Raw genomic sequence first — 20,403 nt, forward strand, 5'->3', positions numbered from 1 at the left:
ATAGGGGTATAAGGAAAATCAATATCCCTCGACATAGATGGATAAATGTATCCAATGGCTTTATTTATTCATGTTTTGTAAATAGAAAATCGAATTCGGCCGCTGCGTCAGAAGCACTGCGCCGAATGGATCGGCACCCGGCATCGCCCTCATGGACCTCAAACAGTTGCGCAATTTCGTCGCTATCGTGGATAGCGGCAGCTTATCCAAGGCAGCGTATATTCTCGCGGTCGCTCAGCCGTCTTTGAGTCAGCAGCTCCGCGCCCTCGAAGAGGAGCTCGGCACGCAACTCGTGCAACGGAGCGCGCAAGGGGTCACGCCGACCGATGGCGGCATGACCCTGTATCGTCATGCGCGAAATGTACTGCGACAGATCGAGCACATCCGGCGTGACGTCAAGGAAGGCGGGAATGCCGAGTCCGGGACTGTTTCAGTCGGGTTCCCCACGACGATCGCCACGATCCTGGGTGTTCCGCTCTTCAGGCGCTTGCGGCAGCGCTACCCGGGCATTCGGTTCCAGATGTTCGAGAGCTTGAGCGGCTACATCAGCGAGTTGTTGCTGAACGGACGCCTGGATCTCGCCGTGCTGTTTCGGGAGTCCGAGACCACCGGCATGTCGCTATCGCCACTCTTCGACGAGAGCCTTTACGTGATCGGACACGGTCTGCCGGGAGGCGCCGATGACCCGTGTTCATTGTCGCAACTGGCGAATCTCCCGATCGTTGCGCCGAGTTCTCCGAACGGGCTGCGATTGTTGATCGAACGGGCGTTTGCGCAGGCTGGCGTTGAATTGAACATTGCAGCCGATATCGATTCATTGCCCGCAGAGCTCGAAATCGCGCATACGGGCGACGCGTATGCCATCCTGCCGTCGTCCGTTCTGTCGACGCGAGACGCGGGAAGCAGGCCGCCAGCCAGGCGAGTCGTCGATCCGGAAATCCGTCGGCCGGTCAGCCTGTGCTGGTCGAATACCCTGCCGATCAGTCCCGCGGCGCTAGCGGTGCGAAGGTGCATTTCCGAGCTCGTGTGCGAGTTGCACAACTCGGGGAAATGGCCCGGCATTACGTTACGTTCGGCATTGCAATAGTCATACGCGATAATCGGCGGTTCCCGATCCTTGCGTGAACCCAGCATGTCGACGTCTGAACCGGTCTCCTCCGAACATTCGTGGTGGGGCGTATGGGCACTCACGCTCTCCGCCTTCATTTTCAACACCACCGAATTCGTCCCCGTTGCCCTGCTCGGCGCGATCGGCGACAGCCTTCACATGCAGCCGACCGACGTCGGCCTGATGCTGACGATCTATGCGTGGACCGTGGCCGCGACGTCCCTGCCGTTGACGTTGGCGACCCGCACGATCGAGCGTCGCAAGCTGCTGGCCGGGGTGCTCGTGCTGTTCATCGCCAGCCACGTCATCACCGGCGTCGCGTGGAGCTTTCCGGTGCTGGTGTTCGGCCGGGTGGGCATCGCGTGCGCGCATGCGATCTTCTGGTCGATCTCCATCTCGCTGGCGGTGAGGCTGGCGCCGCCGCAGAACAAGAGCCGCGCGCTCGGCCTGCTTGCCACGGGAACATCGATCGCGATGGTGGCGGGCATTCCCCTCGGACGCGTGATCGGCGAGACACTGGGCTGGCGGACGGCCTTCCTGATCATCGCCGGCGCCGCGGCAGTCGCGTTGCTGATGCTGCGGACGACGCTGCCCGCACTGCCGAGCCAGCGGACGGGCTCGCTCGCCAGCCTGCCGTCCCTGCTGCGCAACCCGACGCTGATCCTGCTCTACCTGCTCACGATGCTCGTCGTGTCGGCGCACTTCACGTCGTACACCTACATCGAACCGTTCCTCCAGCACGTCAGCCATGCGAGCGAAAGCGGCATCACGACCATCCTGATCCTGTTCGGCGGCGCGGGCATTCCTGCCGCCCTCTGCTTCAACCGCCTCTACCCGCACCGGCCGGCGCAATTCCTGCTGGCGTCGATCGTCGTCATCGCGTCCTGCCTTTTGATCCTGTTCCCCAGCGCGCTCAGCCTCGTCACGCTGTCGGTTCACACCGTGGTCTGGGGCGGCGCGATCATCTGCTTCGGCCTCGCGATGCAGGCATGGGTGCTGAAACTGGCGCCGGACGCGACCGATCTCGCCGTCTCGATCTTTTCCGCGCTCTACAACGTCGGGATCGGCGCAGGGGCGCTGCTTGGCAACCACATCGCGCGCGACTTCGGACTCGCGTGGATCGGCACGTTCGGCGGCATCGTCGGCGGGCTCGGCGTGGGCGTATGCTGGCTGGCGTTGCGCGTGCACGCGAGGAGAAGGGCGGCGCCGAATCCCGGTTCGCCCGCGTAGCGGAACGGATGCATGAGCGACACGAACAGCAGCCCGCCCGGCTTCACCGCCACGGGTCGAACACCCATCCTCCTGCCCGGTCTTTCCCATGTTGAGCATCGGTCCCTTCTCGATCCGCGTCGTCGCGGTAGCCGCAGCCGCGCTGCTGGCGTGGCTCGTCGCCCGTTTCATGCAGCGCCGCCCGCCGGACGGCCTGCACAAGAGCGCGTCGAGCCTGAGCCTCGACACGCTGCTGCTCGGGCTGATCGCCGCGCGCATCGGCTATGTCGCGCAGTGGTGGTCCGAGTACGTGGCTGCGCCCCGGTCGATCGTCGCGCTCGGCGACGGCGGCTTCGACTGGCGCATCGGCCTCGCGGCCGCGCTCGTGTGCGCCGGCTGGAGACTGCGCCGCCGGCCGGCGCTGCGTCGCCCCGTGCTGGCCGGGATGGCCGCCGGCCTCGTCGCGTGGGGCATCGCGCAGGGCACGCTGGCGTTGTTGCAGCGCGCCGCGCCGCCGTTCGCCACGATGCAGATCGAAGCGCTCGATGCCACACCCGTGTCGCCGCGGCGCTTTGCCGGAAAGCCGGTCGTCGTGAACCTGTGGGCGACGTGGTGCCCGCCTTGCCGGCGCGAGATGCCGATCCTCGAGCAAGCGCAGCGCGATCATCCGAACCTCACGGTCCTGATGCTCAACCAGGGCGAAAACGCGCAAGCGGTGCGTGCGTTCCTTGAACAGCAAGGCTTGCGCTTCGACCACGTGCTGCTCGATCCTTCTCTGCACGCGATGCATGCGTACGGCTCGCGCGGGCTGCCGACGACGCTCTTCTTCGACGCGAAGGGCGAACTCGTCGAATCGCACATGGGCGAGCTGAGCGCCGCGCGGCTGAAGGACACCGTGACGCAACGCTTCGGCCGGTGATGCTCGTTGGCCGCCGCTGGCGGCTGTCATTCCTCATCGTCCGCGGGCCCTCATTCTCGCTGCCGCGAGCGGGTCGACCCGCGGCAGGTCAAGCGTCCATCGTCATCCCCAAGGCCGCGAACAAACGTTCACACGCCCCGCATCCCGCATATCTCGCGCCTGCCCCCGTCATCCGCTCTTCTTTCCCCGCAACACGAATGCCGCCGCCGTACACCCGATCATCGCGACCCCGGCGATCAGGAACGTATCGCTGTACGCCATCAGCAGCGCCTCGCGCATCACGCGCTGGTTGACGAGTGCGAGCGCCAGCTCGTGCGGGCCCCCGGTCGCGCCGCCCGGCAACGCGTCCGCGCGCGGCACCTGCACGCGCGCCAGCAGTCGCGCAAGCGTCGCCATCCGTTCCTGGAAGGCTTCGGAGAACGGCGTGACGGCCTCGCCGATCCGCATCGCGTGCAGCTTCTGCCGCTCGACGACGATCTGGCTCGCCACCGCGATGCCGATCGCGCCGCCGACATTGCGCACCGTGTTGAACACGCCGGACGCGGACCCGAGCTGCGCCTTCTCGATCCCGTCGACGGCCATCACCGACAGCGCGATCACGACGAGCGACTGCCCGATTCCGCGGACGACGAGCGACGGCACGATCACGTTCGACGCGGCGTCGGCGGTCAGATGGAAGTTCATCAGGCAGCCGGCTGCGACGAGCCCGAAGCCGAGCACGATCGTCGCGCGCGGGCTCGTGCGGCGCATCAGCGGCGGCGTCAGGAACGACATCACGAACTGCACGACCCCGTACGGAATCATCGCGAGACCGATATCGCGCGCGCTGTAGCCATGCAGCTCCGCGAAGTAGTTCGGCACGAGAAAGACGACGCCGAACACGACCGCGCCGAACAGGAACTGCATCAGGCTCGCGATCCCGAAGTTGTAGCGGCCGAGCAGCCGCAGGTTGATGAACGGCTGTGCGCGCCGCAACTCGATCGCGACGAATGCGACCAGCCCCGCCGCCGCGACGATCGCAAGCCCGACGATCAGGTCCGATGCGAACCAGTCCTTGCGCCCGCCTTCCTCCAGCACGATCTGCAGCGCGCTCAACCCGATCGCCATCGTCGCGATCCCGAACCAGTCGGCCTGGCGCAGCTTCGACAGCTGCACGGGCACGGGCCGGATCGCCCAGCCGATCGCAGCAATCAGCGCGATCGCGGGCGGAATCTGCAGATAGAAGATCCAGCGCCACGAATACATGTCGGTGAGCCAGCCGCCGAGCGACGGCCCGGCCGCCTGCGCGACGTTGTTCGCGACCGCGAACAGCGCCATGCCGAACGGATGCCGCGACGGCGGCAGCTCGGTGACGATCAGCTGGAACGACAACGGAATCAGCACGCCGCCGAACGCACCCTGCAACGCGCGCGCGACGATCATCGACGAGATGTTCGGCGCGACCGAGCATGCGATCGAAAACGCGAGGAACCCGGACGCGCCGACGAGCAGCACGCGGCGCGCGGAGAACACCTGCACGAGCCAGCCGGTGAGCGGAATCACGACGATCTCGGCGACGAGATACGCGGTCGAGATCCATGCGCCTTCCTCGAAACTCGCGCCGAGCGAACCGCGGATGTCGGGCAGCGACGCGTTCGTCACGTGCACGTTCATCCCCGCCATGAAACAGCCGAACACGCCGCCGAGCACCGCGACCCACGCGCGCAGCGATACGGCTTCGTGTTGCGCGGCGTGCGCCGCCGCGGCCGTCACGAGCCCGCTCCCGGCACGCCGCGCGTGTCGACGCGCGCGATCACGGACATGCCGGGCCGCAGGACGAGGCCGGACGGCGGCGTATCGAGCCGAATCTTCACGGGCACGCGTTGCACGATCTTCGTGAAGTTGCCGGTCGCGTTGTCGGGCGGCAGCAGCGCGAACTCCGCGCCCGAGCCCGGCGACAGCCCGAGCACGCGGCCGTGCAGCGTGCGTCCCGAGTAAGTATCGACGTCGAGCTCGACCGGCTGGCCGTCGCGCATCGCGCCGAGCTGCGTCTCCTTGAAGTTCGCGACGACATACACGTCGCGCAGCGGCACGACCGCGAGCAGCGGCATCCCGACCTCGACGTACTGGCCGGCGCGCACCGCCCGCTGGCCGATCGTGCCGTCGCGCGGCGCGCGAATCACCGTGTGTTCGAGATCGAGTTGCGCGAGCGCCAGCTTCGCCCGGGACGCGGCGAGCCGCGCACGCGCCTGCTCGATCGCGGCCGTGCTCTGCGCGCGGCGCCGGCGCAGCACCGTCTGCTGGTCGCCCTGCGCGCGTACCGCCGCGCTTGCGCGGGCCAGTTCGGCGCGCGCCTTCAGCGCATCCGCGTGTGCCTGCTCCCAGCGCTGTCCGCTCGCGGCCGATTCGGCCAGCAGCTGCTTGTAGCGCAGCGCGTCGGCGTCGCGCCGGGCGGCTTCGGCGCGCGCGGCGGCCGCGTCGGCCTGCGCCTGCTCGATCACGCTGCGCTGCTGGCCGACTTGCGCGTCGAGCGTCGCTGCGGCGGCCTGTTCGGCCTGAAATGTCGCATCGGCCGCCGCGACGGCGGCCTGTGCATCGTCGACCTTCGCGCGATAGTCGCGGTCGTCCAGCATGACGAGCACGTCGCCGCGCCGGACGGGCTGGTTGTCGTCGACGGCGACGCGCGTGACGTACCCGGCCACGCGCGAACTGGCGGTCACGACGTCGGCGCGCACGTACGCGTCGTCGGTGTGCTCGATGAAGCGGCCGACCGTCCACCATCGCCAGCCGAACGCGGCCAGCGCGACGACGACGATGAAAGCGCCCGGGATGATCCAGTGGCGCCCGGCGAACCGGGCATTTTTTTCGGGTACGGCAGTGGTGCTCATGATCGGAATGGTTGGTTTGCGTGCGGATTCACGAACGGCCGGCTAACGCTGCCAGCCGCCCCCCAGCGCCTTGAATACGGCGATCTGATCGAGCGCGACCTGCTGCGTCGACGCGGCGAGCGCCGAGTCGATCGCGACGAGGCTGCGCTGCGCGTCGAGCACACCGAGAAAATCCAGCGCGCCCGCGTCGTAGTTCAGTCCGGCGAGCCGGAAGGCGCGCGCGTGCTCGGCGCGCGCAGTTTCGAGCGCGGACTTGCGGCGCCACTCGGCGCCATACCGCGCGAGCGCCTGCTCGGTTTCTTTCAGCGCGCGCAGCACCTGCGCGTCGAACGACGCGCGCGCGGCGGCATCGTCCGCGCGCGCCTGCGCGAGCTGTGCGCGGCTCGCCGCGAGATTCGGGAAGCGCCACGTGATCATCGGCCCGACGCCCCATGCGATCGCGTACTTGTCGCCGAGCGACGACGGATCGCCCGACGTCGACAGCCAGTTCACCGAGCCGCCAAGCACGATCGACGGATACAGTTCGGCCGTCGCGACGCCGATCCGCGCGTTCGCGGCGGCGAGCCGGCGCTCGCTCTCGCGCAGATCGGGACGACGCCGGAGCAGCGCGGCGCCGTCGCCGACCGGAAACGGTCGCGCAAGCGCCGGCGTCGCATGGCAGCGCGCGGCCGCGTCGGGAATCTCGCCGGGCGCGCGCCCCGTCAGCACGGCCAGTTCGTACAGCGCGGCGCGGCGGGCGCCCGCGAGCGCCGGCAGTTCGGCGCGCGTGTCGTCGGCGAATGCGCGCGAGCGCGCGACTTCCAGATCGGAGACCAGACCGTGCGCGCGCTGCCGCTCGGTCAGCGCGGCAAGCCGGTCGGCGATCTCGACCGAGCGCTCGGCAACGTCGATCCGTTCGCCGTACGCGCACGCCTGCGCATAGGCGGCCGTGGTTTCCGCGGCCACCGCGACGCGCATCGCATCCGACGCGGCCTGCACGGCCTCGGCATCGGCGCGCGCGGCATCAACGAGATGGCCGACGCGCCCCCACAGATCGACTTCCCACGACACCGCGAACGACGGCGCGAAACCCCGGCGCGTGCGCGCATCGGTGCCCTTCGCGCTCGCGACGATCTGGTCGGGCGCGTGTTTGCCGTAGTCGACGCCGAAGCCGGCTGTCGTATCGGGCAGGCGCGCGGCGCCCGCTTCGTCGAGCACGGCCCGCGCTCGCGCGACGCGCGCCGCGGCCACCGCGAGATCGCGGTTCTGCGCGAGCGCGTCGCCCACGAGCGCATTCAGCGCCGGATCGTCGAACAGTTGCCACCAGCGGTCGGGCAGCGCGCCGCCGGGCGCGACGGGCGCCTTGGCCGCCGCGTCGAACGCTGCAGTACGCGCCGCGTCGGTCGCAGGCGGCCGGTACGGCTCGCCGACCGAGCACGCGGCCAACGTCGCCGCGCTCAGCAGCGCGACCGCGACGCGCGGCGCGCGGGACGCGGCAGCAACGGCTGAATCGAAGGAAAGCGAAAGAAATGACGAGGCGTGCATCGTGCAATGGCTGTCGAACAAACGATGCGCCTATGGTAATTTCGACCCATTCAGTCGATCTCGCGCGCAAAGCGCATTCGTCGTCGAGAAAAGGACATATGGATCAATTCTTCAGCGCGCTCGAACGCAAGGACAAGGACCGCCAGATCGCCGTCGTCGCCTCCGACGCGGCGGCCGGCATCGCGTATCCGCCGCATTCGCACCGGCACGGCCAGCTGATTCACGCGATTTCGGGCGTAATGCTCGTGCATGCGGATGCCGGCAGCTGGGTCGTGCCGACGGGCCGCGCCGTCTGGGTGCCGGGCGGCACGCAGCACGAGATCCGGATGGCCGGCGACGTGCAGATGCGCACGGTATTCGTCGCGCACGAAGTGCGGCCGAGCCTGCCGCGCGAATGCCGCGTGATCGAAGTCGGCACGCTGCTGCGCGAGCTGATCGTGACCGCGTGCGAACTGCCGGCCGATTACGACCTCGCGCATCGCGCGGGCCGCGTGCTCGCGCTGATCCTCGACGAAATCGAGATCGCGCCGCTGCTGTCGCTGCATGTGCCGATGCCGCGCCATCCGGCGCTCGTCGCGCTGTGCACGCAACTCATCAACGAACCGTCGTCGGTCGTCACGCTGCAGTCGTGGGCGCGCGACGCGCACATGAACGAGCGCACGCTCGCGCGCACCTTCAGGCGCGAGACGGGCATGACGCACGGCGCGTGGTGCCGCCAGGCGCGGCTGTTGCTGAGCCTGCCGCGCCTCGCCGCCGGCACGCCGATCCTCGAACTCGCGCTCGAGCACGGCTACGACAGCCCCAGCGCGTTCGCGGCGATGTTCCGCAGGGCGCTCGGCGTGCCGCCGAGCGAGTACTTCCGGCGGCGCTGAGCGCCATTGCCCGTGTCGCGACGATCGATCGCCGATGCGCGCGCGGCGCGACGCCCGCTCAGGCGATGCCGCCGTTCGCGCGCAATACCTGGGCGTTGATCCATGCGCCGTCCGGGCCCGCGAGGAACGCGACGGCGCCGGCGATATCGTCGGACCGGCCGAGCCGTTCGAGCGGCGGCATCCTCGCGAACTGCGCAATCTGTTCGTCGGTCTTGCCGTTCAGGAACAGCTCGGTCGCGACCGGCCCCGGCGCGACGCAGTTCACGGTGATGCGGCGCCCGCGCAGCTCCTTCGCGAACACGCGCGTGAACGCTTCGACCGCCGCCTTCGTCCCGTTGTAGATCGCGTAGCCCGGCAGGTTCAGCGCGAGCGTCGTGCTCGACAGGTTGACGATCCGGCCGCCGTCGTTCATGCGTGCGGCGGCTTCGCGCAGCATGTTGAACACGCCGCCGACGTTGATCGAAAACGTCCGCTCGAACAGTTCGTCGCTGGTTTCCCCGAGCGGCGCGGTCTTGAGGATGCCCGCGTTGTTGACGAGCACGTCGACCTTGCCGAGCTGCTGCTCGACCACGTCGTACAGGCGGCGCACGTCGCCGGCCTTCGATACGTCGCCGCGCACGGCGACGGCCCGGCCGCCCTCCCGCGCGAGCTCGGCGGCCAGCGCGTCCGCGTCGGCGGAGCCGGACGCGTAGTTGATCGCGACGGCAAAGCCGTCGCGTGCGAGGCGGCGCGCGATGGTCGCGCCGATACCGCGGGATGCGCCGGTCACGATCGCGACGCCGGCGTGGTGTGCTGCGCTCATCGGAATCTCCATGTTGGGTGGGAACGTGAGCGACATGATGGCCGGCATCGGAACTGAGATAATTAGCGCAGTTTCGCCATCACTATTCCATTTGCTTCAACGATTGGCCGACGAGCATCCTATGGATCGATTCCAGGAAATGCAGGCTTTCGTGCGAACCGCCGAGCGCAGCAGCTTTTCGCGGGCCGCCGACGACCTCGACATCCCGCGCGCGACGATCACCAACCTGATCAAGCGGCTCGAGCTGCGGCTGGGCACGCGCCTGCTCGAGCGCACGACGCGCCAGGTGCGTCTCACGCACGACGGCGAGGCCCACTATCACCGCTGCGTGCGCCTGCTCGCGGACCTCGACGAAGCGGAGGGCGCGTTTCGCGACGCGATGCCCAGGGGGCTGCTGGTCGCGAACCTGCAGGGCACGCTGGCGCGGCACTTCGTGGTGCCGGCGCTGCCCGCGTTCCTGTCGCGCTATCCGGACCTGCGGCTGCATATCGGCGAGGACGACAGGCTCGTCGACCTGGTGCGCGAAGGCGTCGACTGCGTGCTGCGCGCGGGCGTGCTGCGCGATTCGTCGCTGATCGGGCGGCAGATCGCGGCGATGGAGCAGGTCACGGTCGCCAGTCCGGCCTATCTCGAACGGTTCGGCGAGCCGGCGACGCTCGCGGACCTCGACGCGCACTTCGCGGTCGATTACGTGTCGAGCGCGACCGGCAAGCCGGTGCCGCTCGAATTCACGGTCGACGGCGTCGGGGTCGGAATCCGGATGCGCTCGACGATTTCCGTGACGGGCGCGGACCTGTACACGGGCTCCGCGCTCGCGGGCGCCGGGCTGATTCAGGTGCCGCGATACCGGATTGCCGGCGAGCTGGCGGACGGGCGGCTGAAGGTCGTGCTGCCCGCGTGTCCGCCGCCGCCGATGCCCGTGTCGGTGCTCTATCTGCACAACCGGCAGCTGTCGCGTCGCGTGCGGATCTTCGTGCAGTGGCTGGAGGAGGTATTTCGGGAGGTGCCGGATCAGGTCCGGGGCGTTTGACGCGCGGGAACGTGATGCCGATGGCCGCGCGGCATGCATCCCTACATCTGCCGGAAGTGCCCCGCATAGGCCCGGCTGACCGGCAGCACGTCGCGGCAGCCATGCAGATGAATGCGCAGGCGGCCCAACAGGTCACGCTCGATGCGATCGATCGCCGCATAGGCGACGATCACGCTGCGATGCACTTGCGCGAATTGATCCGGGTCGACGCGCGCACGCAATTCCTTGAGCGGCGTGCGGATCACGTGCCGATCCGTTTGCGTCACGACTTCCGTGTACTTGTCGAGCGCCTGGAAATACAGCACGTCGGCGATCGAGACGAGCCGCGTCGCGTCCTTCACGCCGACGGTCAGCCAGCGAATCGGGGCCGACTCCGTCGCGGCCAGCCTGTCGGCCGACGCCGGCGAGAAGCTTCGCGCGGGCGCGCCGCGCTGCAACCTGGCGATGCAGCGCAGCAGCCGCTCGTCCGTGACGGGCTTCAGCAGATAGTCGACCGCCGCGCGATCGAACGCGTCGACCGCGTGCTCGTCATGCGCGGTCACGAACACGACGTGCACGTCCGGCACGATGCTCGCCAGCTTCAGGCCGTCGATGCCCGGCATCCGGATGTCGAGGAACGCGATGTCGGGACGATGCGCGTTGAGCGCGGCGAGCGCATCGACGCCGTTGCGCGGCATCGCGACGATGTCGAGCTCGGGCCAGAGCTGGCCGAGGCGCGCGGCGAGCGCTTCGGACAGGTTCGGTTCGTCGTCGGCGATCAGTGCGGTCGGCATGTCAGTCGATCGGAATCAGCAAGGTCGCGGTCACGCCCCGCGTGGCGCCGGGCGTGCCGCCGACCGCGATGCGGCCGCGTTCCCCGTAGAGGCCCTTGACGCGCGCGGCAACGTTCGCCAGCCCGACGCCGCCGTGCAGCGTCGGGCCGCCGTGGCCGAGACCGACGCCGGTGTCGATCACGCTCAGCTCGAGCCTGTCGCCGCTGCGCGTGCCCATGATGCGGATCTCGCCGCCGTCGAGCGACGGCTCGATGCCGTGCCGCAACGCATTCTCGACGAGCGGCTGCAGCAGCAGCGGCGCAAACGCCAGCCCGCGCAGCGGCATCGGCACGTCGATCGAATACGCGAGCCGCGCGCCGAGCCGGATCGACGCGATCTTCAGCAACGCGTCGACGAGCTCGATTTCGTCGCCGAGCGTCGACGTCGCATGGCGCGTGCGGCTCAGGCTCGCGCGCAGGTAGCGGTTCAGGCTGTCGAGCATCGTCGACGCGCGCGCCGGATCGCGCTCGATCAGGCTTTGCACGTTCGCGAGCGTGTTGAACAGGAAATGCGGCTCGACCTGCGCCTGCAGCAGCGCGAGGCGCGCGGCCGTCTCCGCCTGGCGCGCTTCCGCGGCTTCGCGGCGCTGCGTCTCGAGCGACGCGCGCATGCGCGCCGCCTGCATGGACAGGGAAACGATGGCGTAGGCCGCGCACGTGACGGCGAATGACGACGCGTATGCGAGCCAGGACCGAACGCTCGCGTGCCCGACCAGATGCGGAACGTGTCCGATCGTCGACGCGGCGATTTCGAACCCGGCGAACACGCTCGCCGGCACGACGATCAGCAGTTTCGGCAGCGTCGCGAGCCGGCCGCGCGACAGCTTGTCCACGGCAATGCCGAACAGCGGCGCGCACAGGCCGATGCCGTTCGCGACCACGAGGTACGGGAGCACGCCTTCATCGGGCCGGCTCGCCCAGAAACCGAGGCCGACCGCGCAATTGAACAGCACGAGGGCGATGAGCGCCGGCAGCCCGCGCAACGGCGTCGGCGCGGCCGTCTTGGGCGGCCGCCCGGAGAAGATCGAATGGAGCCGGCTTTGCATGGTGTCGAACGGTTGCGATGCAGACGAGTGCGATGCGTGACTTTAACGTCAAACGCGCACCGGCTGTCACGCACGAGACGAACGGCATGCGGACGCGACCAGACGCACGACGCGCCGACGGGCGGGGGCCGTTCGCCCCGCACCCCGTCGCGTTGCCGGGCGGCCGCCGGATGCGCGATCGCCCGCAACGGATTCCGGACCGGCTCAATCGTCCGGCGTACAGACCCGGATGCGGTGCCCGTCCGGGTCCAGCGCGACGAACGTCCTGCCGAACACGGCGGTCGCCGGCTTCTGCTCGATCGTCACGCCGCTCTCCCGCCACGCGTCATGCAGCGCATCGACCTCCGCGTCGCCGGCGACGATGAAGGCCAGCTCGGTGCGCTGCCCGGTGCCGTCGCTGACGAAGTCCGGCGCCTGCGTGGACCACAACCCGAGCGTCAGTCCGTTGTCGAAGCCGAACGCCACATAGGTCGGAAAGCTTGCGAACGGCGCTTTCCCGACCAGCTTCTCGTAGAAACGGCTGCTTTCCGCCGGATCCTTGACATACAACAAGATCAGATTAGGGGTGGGCATCGTACGAATCTCCTGTGTGAGTGGTGGACCCTGAACGCCCGACGAGGTTATGACACGTCCGCGTCAATTTCTGGCAGCATCGAATCTTTCCGGAGGCATACATGGCCCGATCCGAACGCTTGCTCGCGCTCCTGCAGACCTTGCGACGCCATCGTCGCCCGGTCAGCGGCCAGGCGCTCGCGGACGAACTCGGCGTCAGCGTCCGCACCATCTATCGCGACATCGCGAGCCTGCAATCGCAAGGCGCGTCGATCGACGGGGCCGCGGGAATGGGATATGTGCTTCGCCCCGGATACATCCTGCCTCCGCTGATGTTCTCCGAGGACGAGATCGAAGCGCTCGTGCTGGGGTCGCGCTGGGTCGGCAAGCGCGCCGACGAGCAATTGGCGTGCGCCGCGACGAACGCGATCGCGAAGATCGCCTCGGTCATTCCCGACGCGCTGCGTGCTTCGCTGGACTCGAACGCATTGCTGGTCGGCCCGCGAGACGCAAAGCCCGCGGAGTCGATCGACATGGCCGCGATCCGGCGGGCGATCCGGCTCGAGCACAAGCTGGCGTTCCGCTATACCGACGGTCATGGCGAGCAATCGACGCGCACGGTGTGGCCCGTCGCGCTCGGCTTCTTCGAGGAAGCCCGCATCCTCGTCGCGTGGTGCGAACGGCGGATGGATTTCCGCCATTTCCGCACCGACAGGATGTCCGACCTGACTTCGCTCGACCAGCGCTACCCGCGCCGCAAGCAGGCGCTACTCGCCGCGTGGCGCGACACCCTGGCCGACGCGGTCGCCACGCCCCGCTGACAGAATCTGACAGTCCCGGCCACTATCATCGAAGCTCGACATTGACGAGGAGCAGAGCGATGAGCGATTCCGGATTCGATGCATTCCTTGCGCTTCGCACGAAAGCCGCGCAAGCGTATGTCAGCGGCGATCCCGCGCCGCTCGACAGGCTGGTGGCCAAGCACGGCGACGCGAGTTTCCACAGCCCGCGGGGCGACAGCCTGTCGGGCGCGGCCGAGGTCGGCGCGCGCTATATCAGCGACGCGAAGTTGTTCGAGCCCGGCGGCAAGAGCCGCCTCGACATCCTGCAGCAGGCGGCGGACGACAAGCTGGCGTTCTGGACCGGATACCAGATCGCGACCGTCCAGCTGTCGGGACAGCCCCACCCGATCGACATGCGGATCCGCGTCACCGAGGTGTTCCGGCGTATCGGCGACGCGTGGAAGCTGGTGCATCGGCACGCGGACGTCCCGCCCGCGCCGGGCGCAGGCGCCTGACGTCATCCGTCGGGCGAACCGGCCGCACGGGGCAGACGGGTCCATTCGAGCAGGCGCAGCCGGCGGTCGCCCGTCAGCGACCTGCCGTAGAGCCTGAGCGTCGTGCCGCTCAGCTCGATGCGCCTGACCTGCTCCGTGCCGATCCACGCGGCATCGGGCGCGACGGTGATCCGGTGGACGACGCTGTCGCCGTCGCAGCGCCAGGTGCCGGCGTAGCTCATGTAGCGGCGCGCCGCGGCGTCGGCGGGCACGCCGTCCGCATCGCCCATCATCGTCACCGACATGTAGCCGTTCCCGTCGTACACCAGCAGGCCGGTCGGCGCGTCGCCCAGCGGGCCGGGGCCGACGCCGTCCGCCTCGACGGTGACGAAGGCTTCGAGCCGCCACGCGCCGACGAGCTGCTCACGCATTGGGTGCGTCGTCATGCCGGCGCGCCGTTGCGCGGTTCGACACGATGGCGCTCGTCGCCGAGCATCCGCGCGAGCGCGTTCGCGCCCACCTCGTGCGGAGACCCCGCCTGCACCGCGCTGACGGCGTCCAGGCGCGCCAGTTGCGCGGCTTCGAGGCCGATCGACAGGCTGTCCAGGCACGCGTCGAGCTGCGCGCGGCTGCGCGGCCCCAGCACCGGCACGAACCTCGCCGGGCCGCCGCGCGCGCGCGCCAGCGTCCACGCGAGCGCCACCTGCGCCGGCCTGTGCCCGCATTCGTCGGCGATCGCGAGCACCGCATCGAGAATCCCGGTGCGCTGCGCGCTGTCCTCGAGCCGGATGACCCGGCCGCCCCAATCCGTCAGACGGCCCTGTCGGTCATGCCGGTATTTCGCGGTGAGCAGCCCGCCACGCCGAGGCCGAGGCTCGCGGCCATCGGCAGCAGCGCGCGTTCGGCCGTAATGGGAATCGCCATTCAATATCAACAAAATCGAGCCGATGCCTTCGAATGTGTTCACGATCGTCACCCGCCCCGGTGAAATCGCACGGATGGCCGACAGGCATGCGCTCGTCGGCCCCGGCCGCCGTTCGTCGCGCCGAACGCGCGCTTCGTCGCAAATCGCGGCAGGCGCGTTCGCCGGCCGCTATCGTGCGTTCGTCGCCACCGATCGCATTCCCTTCGACCATGCACCCGTTCCTCTCCTTGCCGGCCTACGTCTATCTGCTGTTCTTCGCACTGCTGTATCTCGGCGTGAAGCGCTGCTTCCCGCGCGAAGCGTCGCCTTCGAGAACGCTGCTGTTTCCCGTCGCGTTCGCGATGCTGGGCGTCACGAGCCTGAGGGCCTTGTTTCCGGGAGCGGGCCCCGGCGCCGGGATCGCCGCGCTCGCCGGCCTTTGCGCCGGCGCCGCGTTCGGCTGGGTGCACGCGCGCCGCTGGCGGCTCGACTTCGCGGTTCGCGCATCGGGCTTGCTCGTGCGCCTGCCGGGCGACGCGAGCCTGCTCGCGACGTTGATGCTCACGTTCGCGGCCGAAACGTACCTGCACTACGCCGTCGCGTCCGAACAGCCGTGGGCGGCGACGACCGGCTTCGCGCTCGCTGCGTTCGCCGTCTGGGGCCTGCTCGTCGGCATGCCGCTCGGACGCGCGCTCAACGTCGTCGCGCGCGCGATGCGATACGCGAGGCGCGCGCGCAGTCAGGACGGGGCCTGCGCGCGCGATTCCTGACGCCGCCTGCGCTGTTTGCGGCGCCCCGTCACTCGAGCCCCTTCAACGCCTGCAAGCCGTCCGGCAACTTCGCATCCGGAAACTGCGTCGACAGCGACGCTTCCCGCCAGCGCGCGGCCTCGTCCGCGCGCTGCGCTTCGGCCTGCTCGCAGACGAACACCGCGTCGCCGCCCAGCAACAGCCGCATCGGCACGTCGTCGCGACGCGACAACTCGACGATCAGCGCGGCGATCCGCGCCGGATCGCCGACTTCGTGGCCGCCGTACGCGCCGAGCAAGTCGAGAATGCGCCCGACCGACGGCTGGTAGTCCGGCAGCATGTCGTCGACGCCGCGCTTCGCCTCGGCGGCCCAGTCGGTGCGCATCCCGCCCGGCTCGAGCGTGCAGACGCGCACGCCGAACGGCGCAACCTCCTTCGCAAGCACGTCGCTGAATCCGCCGACCGCCCATTTCGCCGCCTGATACGCGCTCAGGCCGGGCGTCGACGTCCGCCCGCCCACCGACGACACCTGGAAGACGTGGCCCGCGCGCTGCGCGCGCATCGTCGGCAGCACCGCGCGCGTCACGTTCACCACGCCGAACAGGTTCGTCTCGATCTGATCGCGGAAATCGTCGGCGCTCATCTGCTCGAACGGCGCCGTATGGCCGTAGCCCGCGTTGTTGACCAGCACGTCGATGCGCCCGAACGCGTCGCGCGCGGCAGCGGCGGCACGCGTCGCCGCCGCTGCGTCCGTGACGTCGAGCGCGACCGGCAGCAGCCGGTCGCCGTAGCGCTCGGCCAGATCCGCGAGCCGCGCGGGATCGCGCGCACCGGCCACGAGCCGGTCGCCCGCCGCGAGCACCGCCTCCGAAATCGACCGCCCCAGGCCGCGTGCGGCCCCTGTTACCAGCCAGACTTTCGACATGTTCCACTCCTCGAGAATGACACCACACAAAATGAATGATTACTCACTCATCAATAAAGACGGCGCGTCGATGATGCTCGCGACGCACCGCACGTTCACAGCGTGTGCAACACCGCCCACAGCGCCCGAAAGCCGGCTTCGCGGTACGCATCGGCCCGCGCCGGATCGCGCGCGACCGATTCCATCGTCGTTTCCGCGATCGACGTGAACAACGCGCCGCAGAACGCCAGCGCCTCGTCGGGCCGCAATGTGCCCGACGCGGCGATCCGATCGCGCAACACCGCGCGGATCGGACCGAATCCTTCGGCGCCCGCGTCGCGATGCGTGTCGTCGATGCGTCCGCTGACCTCGAGCTGCCGCAGCGCGCGCCGCCCGTCCGGATTCGCGACGCCCCACGACACGTAGCCGTTCCACGCGTGGCGCATCGCCGGCTCGGCGGGGCCGTCCTCCGGGAAGCCCGTCATCATCGCGCCCCGCAGGTCGGCCTTCAGATGCAGGTACAGCGCGTTCAGCAGCGCATCCTTGGTGTCGAAATACGTGAACACCGTCCCCTCCGCCACCCCCGCCAGGCGCGCAATGCGCGCGGTGGTCGCGGCCGCGCCGTGTTCGGCGAGCGCGCAGGCCGCCGCGGCGAGAATCGCTTCGTGCTTGTCGAGACTGCGGGGTCGTGCCAAGATTTGCCGCCTTGAATGAGTGATTGCTCAATCATATGCGAGCCTGCGGGGATCGCGCAAGCGGCGTCGCGCATCGATGGCGCGCGCGCACGCGATTCGGCAAAAGCGTGCACTATTAGGGTTTTCGTTGCACCGCCGCACCGGCGCCTTCGACGTTCGTTCAACGCCCACCGTTTCAGACAGCGAACCACCCATGACGAATCAGCCTACCCAGAACGCAGCCGATCAGCCCGTCGACATGGTCATCTTCGGCGGCGGCGGCGACCTCGCCGCCCGCAAGCTGCTGCCCGCGCTGTACATGGCGCATCTGCACCGCAACCTCCCGCCCGAAACGCGGATCGTCGCGGTCGGCCGCCGCGACTGGGGCATCGACGGCTACCTGAAGTTCATGGAGGAGCAGTCGCGGCCGTTCATCGACGAGAAGGCGTTCGACCCGCAGGCGTGGGGGCGCTTCCTCGACCTGTTCCGCTACGTGCTGCTCGACGTGCACGACGCGTCCGACTACGCGCGCCTCGCGGAAGCAACCCGCCGCGACGCGATTCGCGTGTTCTACCTGTCGACGTCGCCGGAGCTGTTCACGACGATCTGCGACAACCTCTCGTCGGCCGACCTCGTCGACGCCCGTTCGCGGGTCGTGCTCGAGAAGCCGCTCGGCCACGACCTCGCATCCGCGAAGGCCATCAACGATGCGGTCGGCAAGCACTTCGAGGAATCGCAGATCTACCGGATCGACCACTACCTCGGCAAGGAAACCGTGCAGAACCTGATGGTGCTGCGCTTCGGCAATCCGATCTTCGGGCCGCTGTGGCAGGCGCCCTGCATCCGCAGCGTGCAGATCACCGTCGCGGAAACGGTCGGCGTCGGCAGCCGCGCGGGCTTCTACGACCATACCGGCGCGCTGCGCGACATGGTGCAGAACCACCTGCTGCAATTGCTGTGCATCGTCGCGATGGAGCCGCCCGTGTCGCTCGATCCGGATGCGGTTCGCGACGAGAAGCTGAAGGTGCTGCGCTCGCTGCGGCCGATGTCGCCGTCGGACATCGCGCGCGACACGGTGCGCGGCCAGTACACGGCGGGCGCGATCGACGGCCAGCCGGTCAAGGGCTACCTCGAGGAAGACAACGTGCCGCCGGACAGCCGCGCGGAAACCTTCGTCGCGCTGCGCGCGCACATCAACAACTGGCGCTGGGCGAACGTGCCGTTCTTCCTGCGCACCGGCAAGCGGCTGCAGAAGCGCCAGTCGGAAATCGTGATCGAGTTCGCGGACCTGCCGTTCTCGATCATCCCGAGCGGCCCGCGCCACTACAGCAACCGGCTCGTGATCCAGCTTCAGCCGGAAGAATCGATCCAGCTGCAGATGCTCGCGAAGGAGCCGGGCAGCGGCATGAACATGGTGCCGGTGAACCTCAACCTCGACCTGCAGCAGGCCATTCCGGAGCGTCGCGCGGAAGCGTACGAGCGGCTGCTGATCGACGTGATCCGCGGGCGCCTCACGCACTTCATGCGCCGCGACGAGCTCGAGGCCGCCTGGGCGTGGGTCGAGCCGATCCTCGACGGCTGGCAGCAGCTCGGCGACCGGCCGCGGCTGTATACGTCGGGCACGTTCGGGCCGGCCGCGTCGTCCGCGCTGCTCGCGCGGAACAACATGTCGTGGTCCGAGGAAGCCTGACCTGAACGGCGGCGGCCCGCCGGCGCGGCCGCCGTCAATCCGCGCGGCCGTCGGCCCTCGGCGAGATCAGGATCGGCACGTAGCGGATCGTGTACGCGAGCAACGCGACGATCCAGCAGGCCCCGGAAGCATCGAGCCAGAATCCGTACGGCGTGCCCGGGATCAGCGGCCCGAACGCGCGCAGGAGCGTCGCGCCGATCATCAGCCCGTAGCACAGCCGCTCCCAGGGCCCGGCGACGAGCTTGCGCCCGGTATGGCCAAGCGCGGTGCGCGTCACCATCGCGATGATCGCCCCGCCGATCGCGCCGACCGTCAGCACATGCACCGCCAGCGAATGCGGCACGATGCCGGCGACCGACAGTGCGAGCATCGCGAATCCAGCCGGAATCCACAGGCAGGATACGTGGAGAATCCAGACGATCGGCCGATTGCCCACGCGCCACGACCGCCAGCCGGCGATGCGCACGGCGTGCAGCAGCGCGGTCGCGCCTGCGGCGGCGATCAGGATCCAGCCGGGCACGCCGGCCGCGTCCGCGAGCAACGTCAGCAGGACCGCGGGTGCGGCGAGCGCATCCACGAACCTGAAGCGCCGGATCGCGAAACCCGGAATCGCGTTCGTCGTGAACATCGGCACGATTCGCCCGGTGATCACCGCGACGAAGAACAGGATCAGCCCCGTCGCCGCATACGCCGCACGCAGCGCGAGATCTTCACGGCCCGCCATGGCGTACCCGTGAAACAGCACGTTCAGTCCACCGAACAAAGCCAGCGCCACCGGCAGGAACACGTTGTGCCGGTTCTTCACGGCAAGCAGCACGCGCAGCAGCACGATCGCCGTGAGCGGCAGGAACAGCGAATCGACGACCGCGGCAACCGGCTCCGGCCCCGACCACACCAGCAACCGCCCCGCCGCCCACAACAGCCAGAGCGCGCCAAGCGACGCGCCGCGCAGCGTCTCGCGCGACGTCCATGCGCGCACGGCGGTCAGCAGGAAACCCACGACGATCGCCGCCACGAAGCCGAAGATCATCTCGTGCACGTGCCACATCAACCCGGTCATCGACGCGGCGCGTCCGGCGACCGGTGCGCCGTGCCACGCGGCCAGCCACGCGGCGATCGCCACGCCGCCGAACAACGCCCCGCCCGCATAGAACGGCCGCAGGCCGAGCTGCAGCACCGGCAGCGTGGCGGGCGTCGACGCTGGCTTCATCGGTTCGCTGATCTTCATGTCCTTCTCCGGCGGAGGATGGTGGTTCGGACCATCCTAGCGCCGCCAGGATCGAGACGAGACGGTTTCCCTACGAGCCGCAGTGGCATCTCGTACGAATGTCTGATCCACGTCAAGCGCGAGCGCCGAGTGCGACAAAATGCACGTCGCGACACCGCATGAAAATGCCTAGTTTTGATACACACGGCATGACCGCCTCGATGGCCCGGAAAGCGGGAACGGCCAACGCGAGCCCACC

The 20,403-nt window shown here is 68.9% G+C and carries 21 protein-coding genes; 9 read left to right on the forward strand and 12 right to left on the reverse strand.

Features of this window, described 5'->3' with window-relative positions; genetic code table 11:
• Positions 1-151 precede the first annotated feature (151 nt).
• The 3 genes from ACFIMZ_RS36375 to ACFIMZ_RS36385 all read left to right on the forward strand — a co-directional run bounded on the left by ACFIMZ_RS36375 (position 152) and on the right by ACFIMZ_RS36385 (position 3,236).
• Complete coding sequence (locus ACFIMZ_RS36375) at positions 152-1,087, forward strand: LysR substrate-binding domain-containing protein (protein WP_431825521.1); 936 nt, start codon at positions 152-154, stop codon at positions 1,085-1,087.
• A gap of 45 nt (positions 1,088-1,132) precedes the next feature.
• Positions 1,133-2,338, forward strand: coding sequence for a sugar transporter (locus ACFIMZ_RS36380; RefSeq protein WP_431825522.1), 1,206 nt, complete (start codon positions 1,133-1,135; stop codon positions 2,336-2,338).
• An 88-nt stretch (positions 2,339-2,426) separates the two neighbouring features.
• On the forward strand, positions 2,427-3,236 hold the full coding sequence (locus ACFIMZ_RS36385; RefSeq protein ID WP_431825523.1) for a TlpA family protein disulfide reductase: 810 nt from the start codon (positions 2,427-2,429) through the stop codon (positions 3,234-3,236).
• A 168-nt stretch (positions 3,237-3,404) separates the two neighbouring features.
• Here ACFIMZ_RS36385 and ACFIMZ_RS36390 read toward each other — a convergent pair whose 3' ends face one another.
• From ACFIMZ_RS36390 to ACFIMZ_RS36400, 3 genes are read right to left on the reverse strand one after another with little or no spacing between them, the layout of a single operon-like run.
• Positions 3,405-4,988 carry a DHA2 family efflux MFS transporter permease subunit gene (locus ACFIMZ_RS36390; protein ID WP_431825524.1) on the reverse strand — a complete coding sequence of 528 codons (1,584 nt, stop codon included), beginning with the start codon at positions 4,986-4,988 and terminating at the stop codon, positions 3,405-3,407.
• The gene (locus ACFIMZ_RS36395; RefSeq protein WP_431825525.1) at positions 4,985-6,103 is read right to left on the reverse strand and encodes an HlyD family secretion protein; all 1,119 of its coding nucleotides are present in this window, start codon (positions 6,101-6,103) and stop codon (positions 4,985-4,987) included. Before ACFIMZ_RS36395 ends, ACFIMZ_RS36390 begins: the two co-directional genes overlap by 4 nt.
• A 42-nt stretch (positions 6,104-6,145) precedes the next feature.
• Positions 6,146-7,627 (reverse strand): efflux transporter outer membrane subunit, encoded by a 1,482-nt coding sequence (locus ACFIMZ_RS36400; RefSeq protein WP_431825526.1) that lies wholly within the window; start codon positions 7,625-7,627, stop codon positions 6,146-6,148.
• A gap of 98 nt (positions 7,628-7,725) precedes the next feature.
• Between ACFIMZ_RS36400 and ACFIMZ_RS36405 the strand changes: the two genes are divergently transcribed.
• Positions 7,726-8,499, forward strand: a complete 774-nt coding sequence (locus ACFIMZ_RS36405; protein ID WP_431825527.1) for an AraC family transcriptional regulator — start codon at positions 7,726-7,728, stop codon at positions 8,497-8,499.
• A 58-nt stretch (positions 8,500-8,557) separates the two neighbouring features.
• Here the strand turns inward: ACFIMZ_RS36405 and ACFIMZ_RS36410 are convergent, their stop codons facing one another.
• Positions 8,558-9,301, reverse strand: coding sequence for an SDR family oxidoreductase (locus ACFIMZ_RS36410; protein WP_431825528.1), 744 nt, complete (start codon positions 9,299-9,301; stop codon positions 8,558-8,560).
• 121 nt (positions 9,302-9,422) lie between these two features.
• On the opposite strand from ACFIMZ_RS36410, the gene ACFIMZ_RS36415 reads away from it, so the two are divergent.
• Positions 9,423-10,331 (forward strand): LysR family transcriptional regulator, encoded by a 909-nt coding sequence (locus ACFIMZ_RS36415; RefSeq protein WP_431825529.1) that lies wholly within the window; start codon positions 9,423-9,425, stop codon positions 10,329-10,331.
• A 41-nt stretch (positions 10,332-10,372) separates the two neighbouring features.
• Here ACFIMZ_RS36415 and ACFIMZ_RS36420 read toward each other — a convergent pair whose 3' ends face one another.
• The 3 genes from ACFIMZ_RS36420 to ACFIMZ_RS36430 all read right to left on the reverse strand — a co-directional run bounded on the left by ACFIMZ_RS36420 (position 10,373) and on the right by ACFIMZ_RS36430 (position 12,761).
• Positions 10,373-11,104, reverse strand: coding sequence for a LytR/AlgR family response regulator transcription factor (locus ACFIMZ_RS36420; RefSeq protein ID WP_431825530.1), 732 nt, complete (start codon positions 11,102-11,104; stop codon positions 10,373-10,375).
• A 1-nt stretch (position 11,105) separates the two neighbouring features.
• Complete coding sequence (locus ACFIMZ_RS36425) at positions 11,106-12,188, reverse strand: sensor histidine kinase (protein WP_431825531.1); 1,083 nt, start codon at positions 12,186-12,188, stop codon at positions 11,106-11,108.
• 204 nt (positions 12,189-12,392) lie between these two features.
• Positions 12,393-12,761 carry a VOC family protein gene (locus ACFIMZ_RS36430; RefSeq protein ID WP_431825532.1) on the reverse strand — a complete coding sequence of 123 codons (369 nt, stop codon included), beginning with the start codon at positions 12,759-12,761 and terminating at the stop codon, positions 12,393-12,395.
• Positions 12,762-12,862: 101 nt separating this feature from the next.
• Here ACFIMZ_RS36430 and ACFIMZ_RS36435 point away from each other — a divergent pair, with 101 nt between their 5' ends.
• Both ACFIMZ_RS36435 and ACFIMZ_RS36440 read left to right on the forward strand, forming a co-directional pair.
• The gene (locus ACFIMZ_RS36435; protein ID WP_431825533.1) at positions 12,863-13,561 is read left to right on the forward strand and encodes a helix-turn-helix transcriptional regulator; all 699 of its coding nucleotides are present in this window, start codon (positions 12,863-12,865) and stop codon (positions 13,559-13,561) included.
• Positions 13,562-13,620: 59 nt separating this feature from the next.
• Positions 13,621-14,037: a YybH family protein gene (locus ACFIMZ_RS36440; RefSeq protein WP_431825534.1), complete on the forward strand. Its 417-nt coding sequence runs from the start codon at positions 13,621-13,623 to the stop codon at positions 14,035-14,037.
• A 2-nt stretch (positions 14,038-14,039) separates the two neighbouring features.
• On the opposite strand, the gene ACFIMZ_RS36445 is transcribed toward ACFIMZ_RS36440, so the two are convergent.
• Both ACFIMZ_RS36445 and ACFIMZ_RS36450 read right to left on the reverse strand, forming a co-directional pair.
• Positions 14,040-14,462 carry a lipocalin-like domain-containing protein gene (locus ACFIMZ_RS36445; RefSeq protein WP_431825535.1) on the reverse strand — a complete coding sequence of 141 codons (423 nt, stop codon included), beginning with the start codon at positions 14,460-14,462 and terminating at the stop codon, positions 14,040-14,042.
• Entirely contained in the window at positions 14,459-14,992 is a 534-nt protein-coding gene (locus ACFIMZ_RS36450) for an aldo/keto reductase (protein WP_431825536.1), read from the reverse strand. The genes ACFIMZ_RS36445 and ACFIMZ_RS36450 overlap by 4 nt, the downstream gene beginning before the upstream one ends.
• 158 nt (positions 14,993-15,150) lie before the next feature.
• Between ACFIMZ_RS36450 and ACFIMZ_RS36455 the strand changes: the two genes are divergently transcribed.
• Entirely contained in the window at positions 15,151-15,690 is a 540-nt protein-coding gene (locus ACFIMZ_RS36455) for a hypothetical protein (protein ID WP_431825537.1), read from the forward strand.
• A gap of 28 nt (positions 15,691-15,718) precedes the next feature.
• Here the strand turns inward: ACFIMZ_RS36455 and ACFIMZ_RS36460 are convergent, their stop codons facing one another.
• Together ACFIMZ_RS36460 and ACFIMZ_RS36465 are read right to left on the reverse strand one after the other, a co-directional pair.
• Positions 15,719-16,594 carry an SDR family NAD(P)-dependent oxidoreductase gene (locus tag ACFIMZ_RS36460; RefSeq protein ID WP_431825538.1) on the reverse strand — a complete coding sequence of 292 codons (876 nt, stop codon included), beginning with the start codon at positions 16,592-16,594 and terminating at the stop codon, positions 15,719-15,721.
• A gap of 95 nt (positions 16,595-16,689) precedes the next feature.
• Positions 16,690-17,268 (reverse strand): TetR/AcrR family transcriptional regulator, encoded by a 579-nt coding sequence (locus ACFIMZ_RS36465; RefSeq protein WP_431825539.1) that lies wholly within the window; start codon positions 17,266-17,268, stop codon positions 16,690-16,692.
• A 193-nt stretch (positions 17,269-17,461) separates the two neighbouring features.
• Here ACFIMZ_RS36465 and zwf point away from each other — a divergent pair, with 193 nt between their 5' ends.
• Positions 17,462-18,937, forward strand: coding sequence for a glucose-6-phosphate dehydrogenase (gene zwf, locus ACFIMZ_RS36470; RefSeq protein WP_431825540.1), 1,476 nt, complete (start codon positions 17,462-17,464; stop codon positions 18,935-18,937).
• 34 nt (positions 18,938-18,971) lie between these two features.
• Here zwf and ACFIMZ_RS36475 read toward each other — a convergent pair whose 3' ends face one another.
• Positions 18,972-20,165 carry an NnrS family protein gene (locus ACFIMZ_RS36475; protein WP_431825541.1) on the reverse strand — a complete coding sequence of 398 codons (1,194 nt, stop codon included), beginning with the start codon at positions 20,163-20,165 and terminating at the stop codon, positions 18,972-18,974.
• Positions 20,166-20,403 lie beyond the last annotated feature (238 nt).

Source organism: Burkholderia sp. F1, from assembly GCF_050813845.1.
Classification (GTDB): Bacteria; Pseudomonadota; Gammaproteobacteria; order Burkholderiales; family Burkholderiaceae; genus Burkholderia; species Burkholderia ubonensis.

What these genes read in the sequence shown, in the direction of transcription:
- ACFIMZ_RS36455 (WP_431825537.1), top strand. Translation starts at nt 15,151, where the DNA reads ATGCACCCGTTCCTCTCCTTGCCGGCCTACGTCTATCTGCTGTTCTTC.
- ACFIMZ_RS36395 (WP_431825525.1), bottom strand. Translation starts at nt 6,103, where the DNA reads ATGAGCACCACTGCCGTACCCGAAAAAAATGCCCGGTTCGCCGGGCGC.
- ACFIMZ_RS36405 (WP_431825527.1), top strand. Translation starts at nt 7,726, where the DNA reads ATGGATCAATTCTTCAGCGCGCTCGAACGCAAGGACAAGGACCGCCAG.
- ACFIMZ_RS36385 (WP_431825523.1), top strand. Translation starts at nt 2,427, where the DNA reads ATGTTGAGCATCGGTCCCTTCTCGATCCGCGTCGTCGCGGTAGCCGCA.
- ACFIMZ_RS36460 (WP_431825538.1), bottom strand. Translation starts at nt 16,594, where the DNA reads ATGTCGAAAGTCTGGCTGGTAACAGGGGCCGCACGCGGCCTGGGGCGG.
- ACFIMZ_RS36380 (WP_431825522.1), top strand. Translation starts at nt 1,133, where the DNA reads ATGTCGACGTCTGAACCGGTCTCCTCCGAACATTCGTGGTGGGGCGTA.
- ACFIMZ_RS36430 (WP_431825532.1), bottom strand. Translation starts at nt 12,761, where the DNA reads ATGCCCACCCCTAATCTGATCTTGTTGTATGTCAAGGATCCGGCGGAA.
- ACFIMZ_RS36440 (WP_431825534.1), top strand. Translation starts at nt 13,621, where the DNA reads ATGAGCGATTCCGGATTCGATGCATTCCTTGCGCTTCGCACGAAAGCC.
- ACFIMZ_RS36375 (WP_431825521.1), top strand. Translation starts at nt 152, where the DNA reads ATGGACCTCAAACAGTTGCGCAATTTCGTCGCTATCGTGGATAGCGGC.
- ACFIMZ_RS36435 (WP_431825533.1), top strand. Translation starts at nt 12,863, where the DNA reads ATGGCCCGATCCGAACGCTTGCTCGCGCTCCTGCAGACCTTGCGACGC.
- ACFIMZ_RS36425 (WP_431825531.1), bottom strand. Translation starts at nt 12,188, where the DNA reads ATGCAAAGCCGGCTCCATTCGATCTTCTCCGGGCGGCCGCCCAAGACG.
- ACFIMZ_RS36420 (WP_431825530.1), bottom strand. Translation starts at nt 11,104, where the DNA reads ATGCCGACCGCACTGATCGCCGACGACGAACCGAACCTGTCCGAAGCG.
- zwf (WP_431825540.1), top strand. Translation starts at nt 17,462, where the DNA reads ATGACGAATCAGCCTACCCAGAACGCAGCCGATCAGCCCGTCGACATG.
- ACFIMZ_RS36415 (WP_431825529.1), top strand. Translation starts at nt 9,423, where the DNA reads ATGGATCGATTCCAGGAAATGCAGGCTTTCGTGCGAACCGCCGAGCGC.
- ACFIMZ_RS36410 (WP_431825528.1), bottom strand. Translation starts at nt 9,301, where the DNA reads ATGAGCGCAGCACACCACGCCGGCGTCGCGATCGTGACCGGCGCATCC.
- ACFIMZ_RS36475 (WP_431825541.1), bottom strand. Translation starts at nt 20,165, where the DNA reads ATGAAGATCAGCGAACCGATGAAGCCAGCGTCGACGCCCGCCACGCTG.
- ACFIMZ_RS36445 (WP_431825535.1), bottom strand. Translation starts at nt 14,462, where the DNA reads ATGACGACGCACCCAATGCGTGAGCAGCTCGTCGGCGCGTGGCGGCTC.
- ACFIMZ_RS36400 (WP_431825526.1), bottom strand. Translation starts at nt 7,627, where the DNA reads ATGCACGCCTCGTCATTTCTTTCGCTTTCCTTCGATTCAGCCGTTGCT.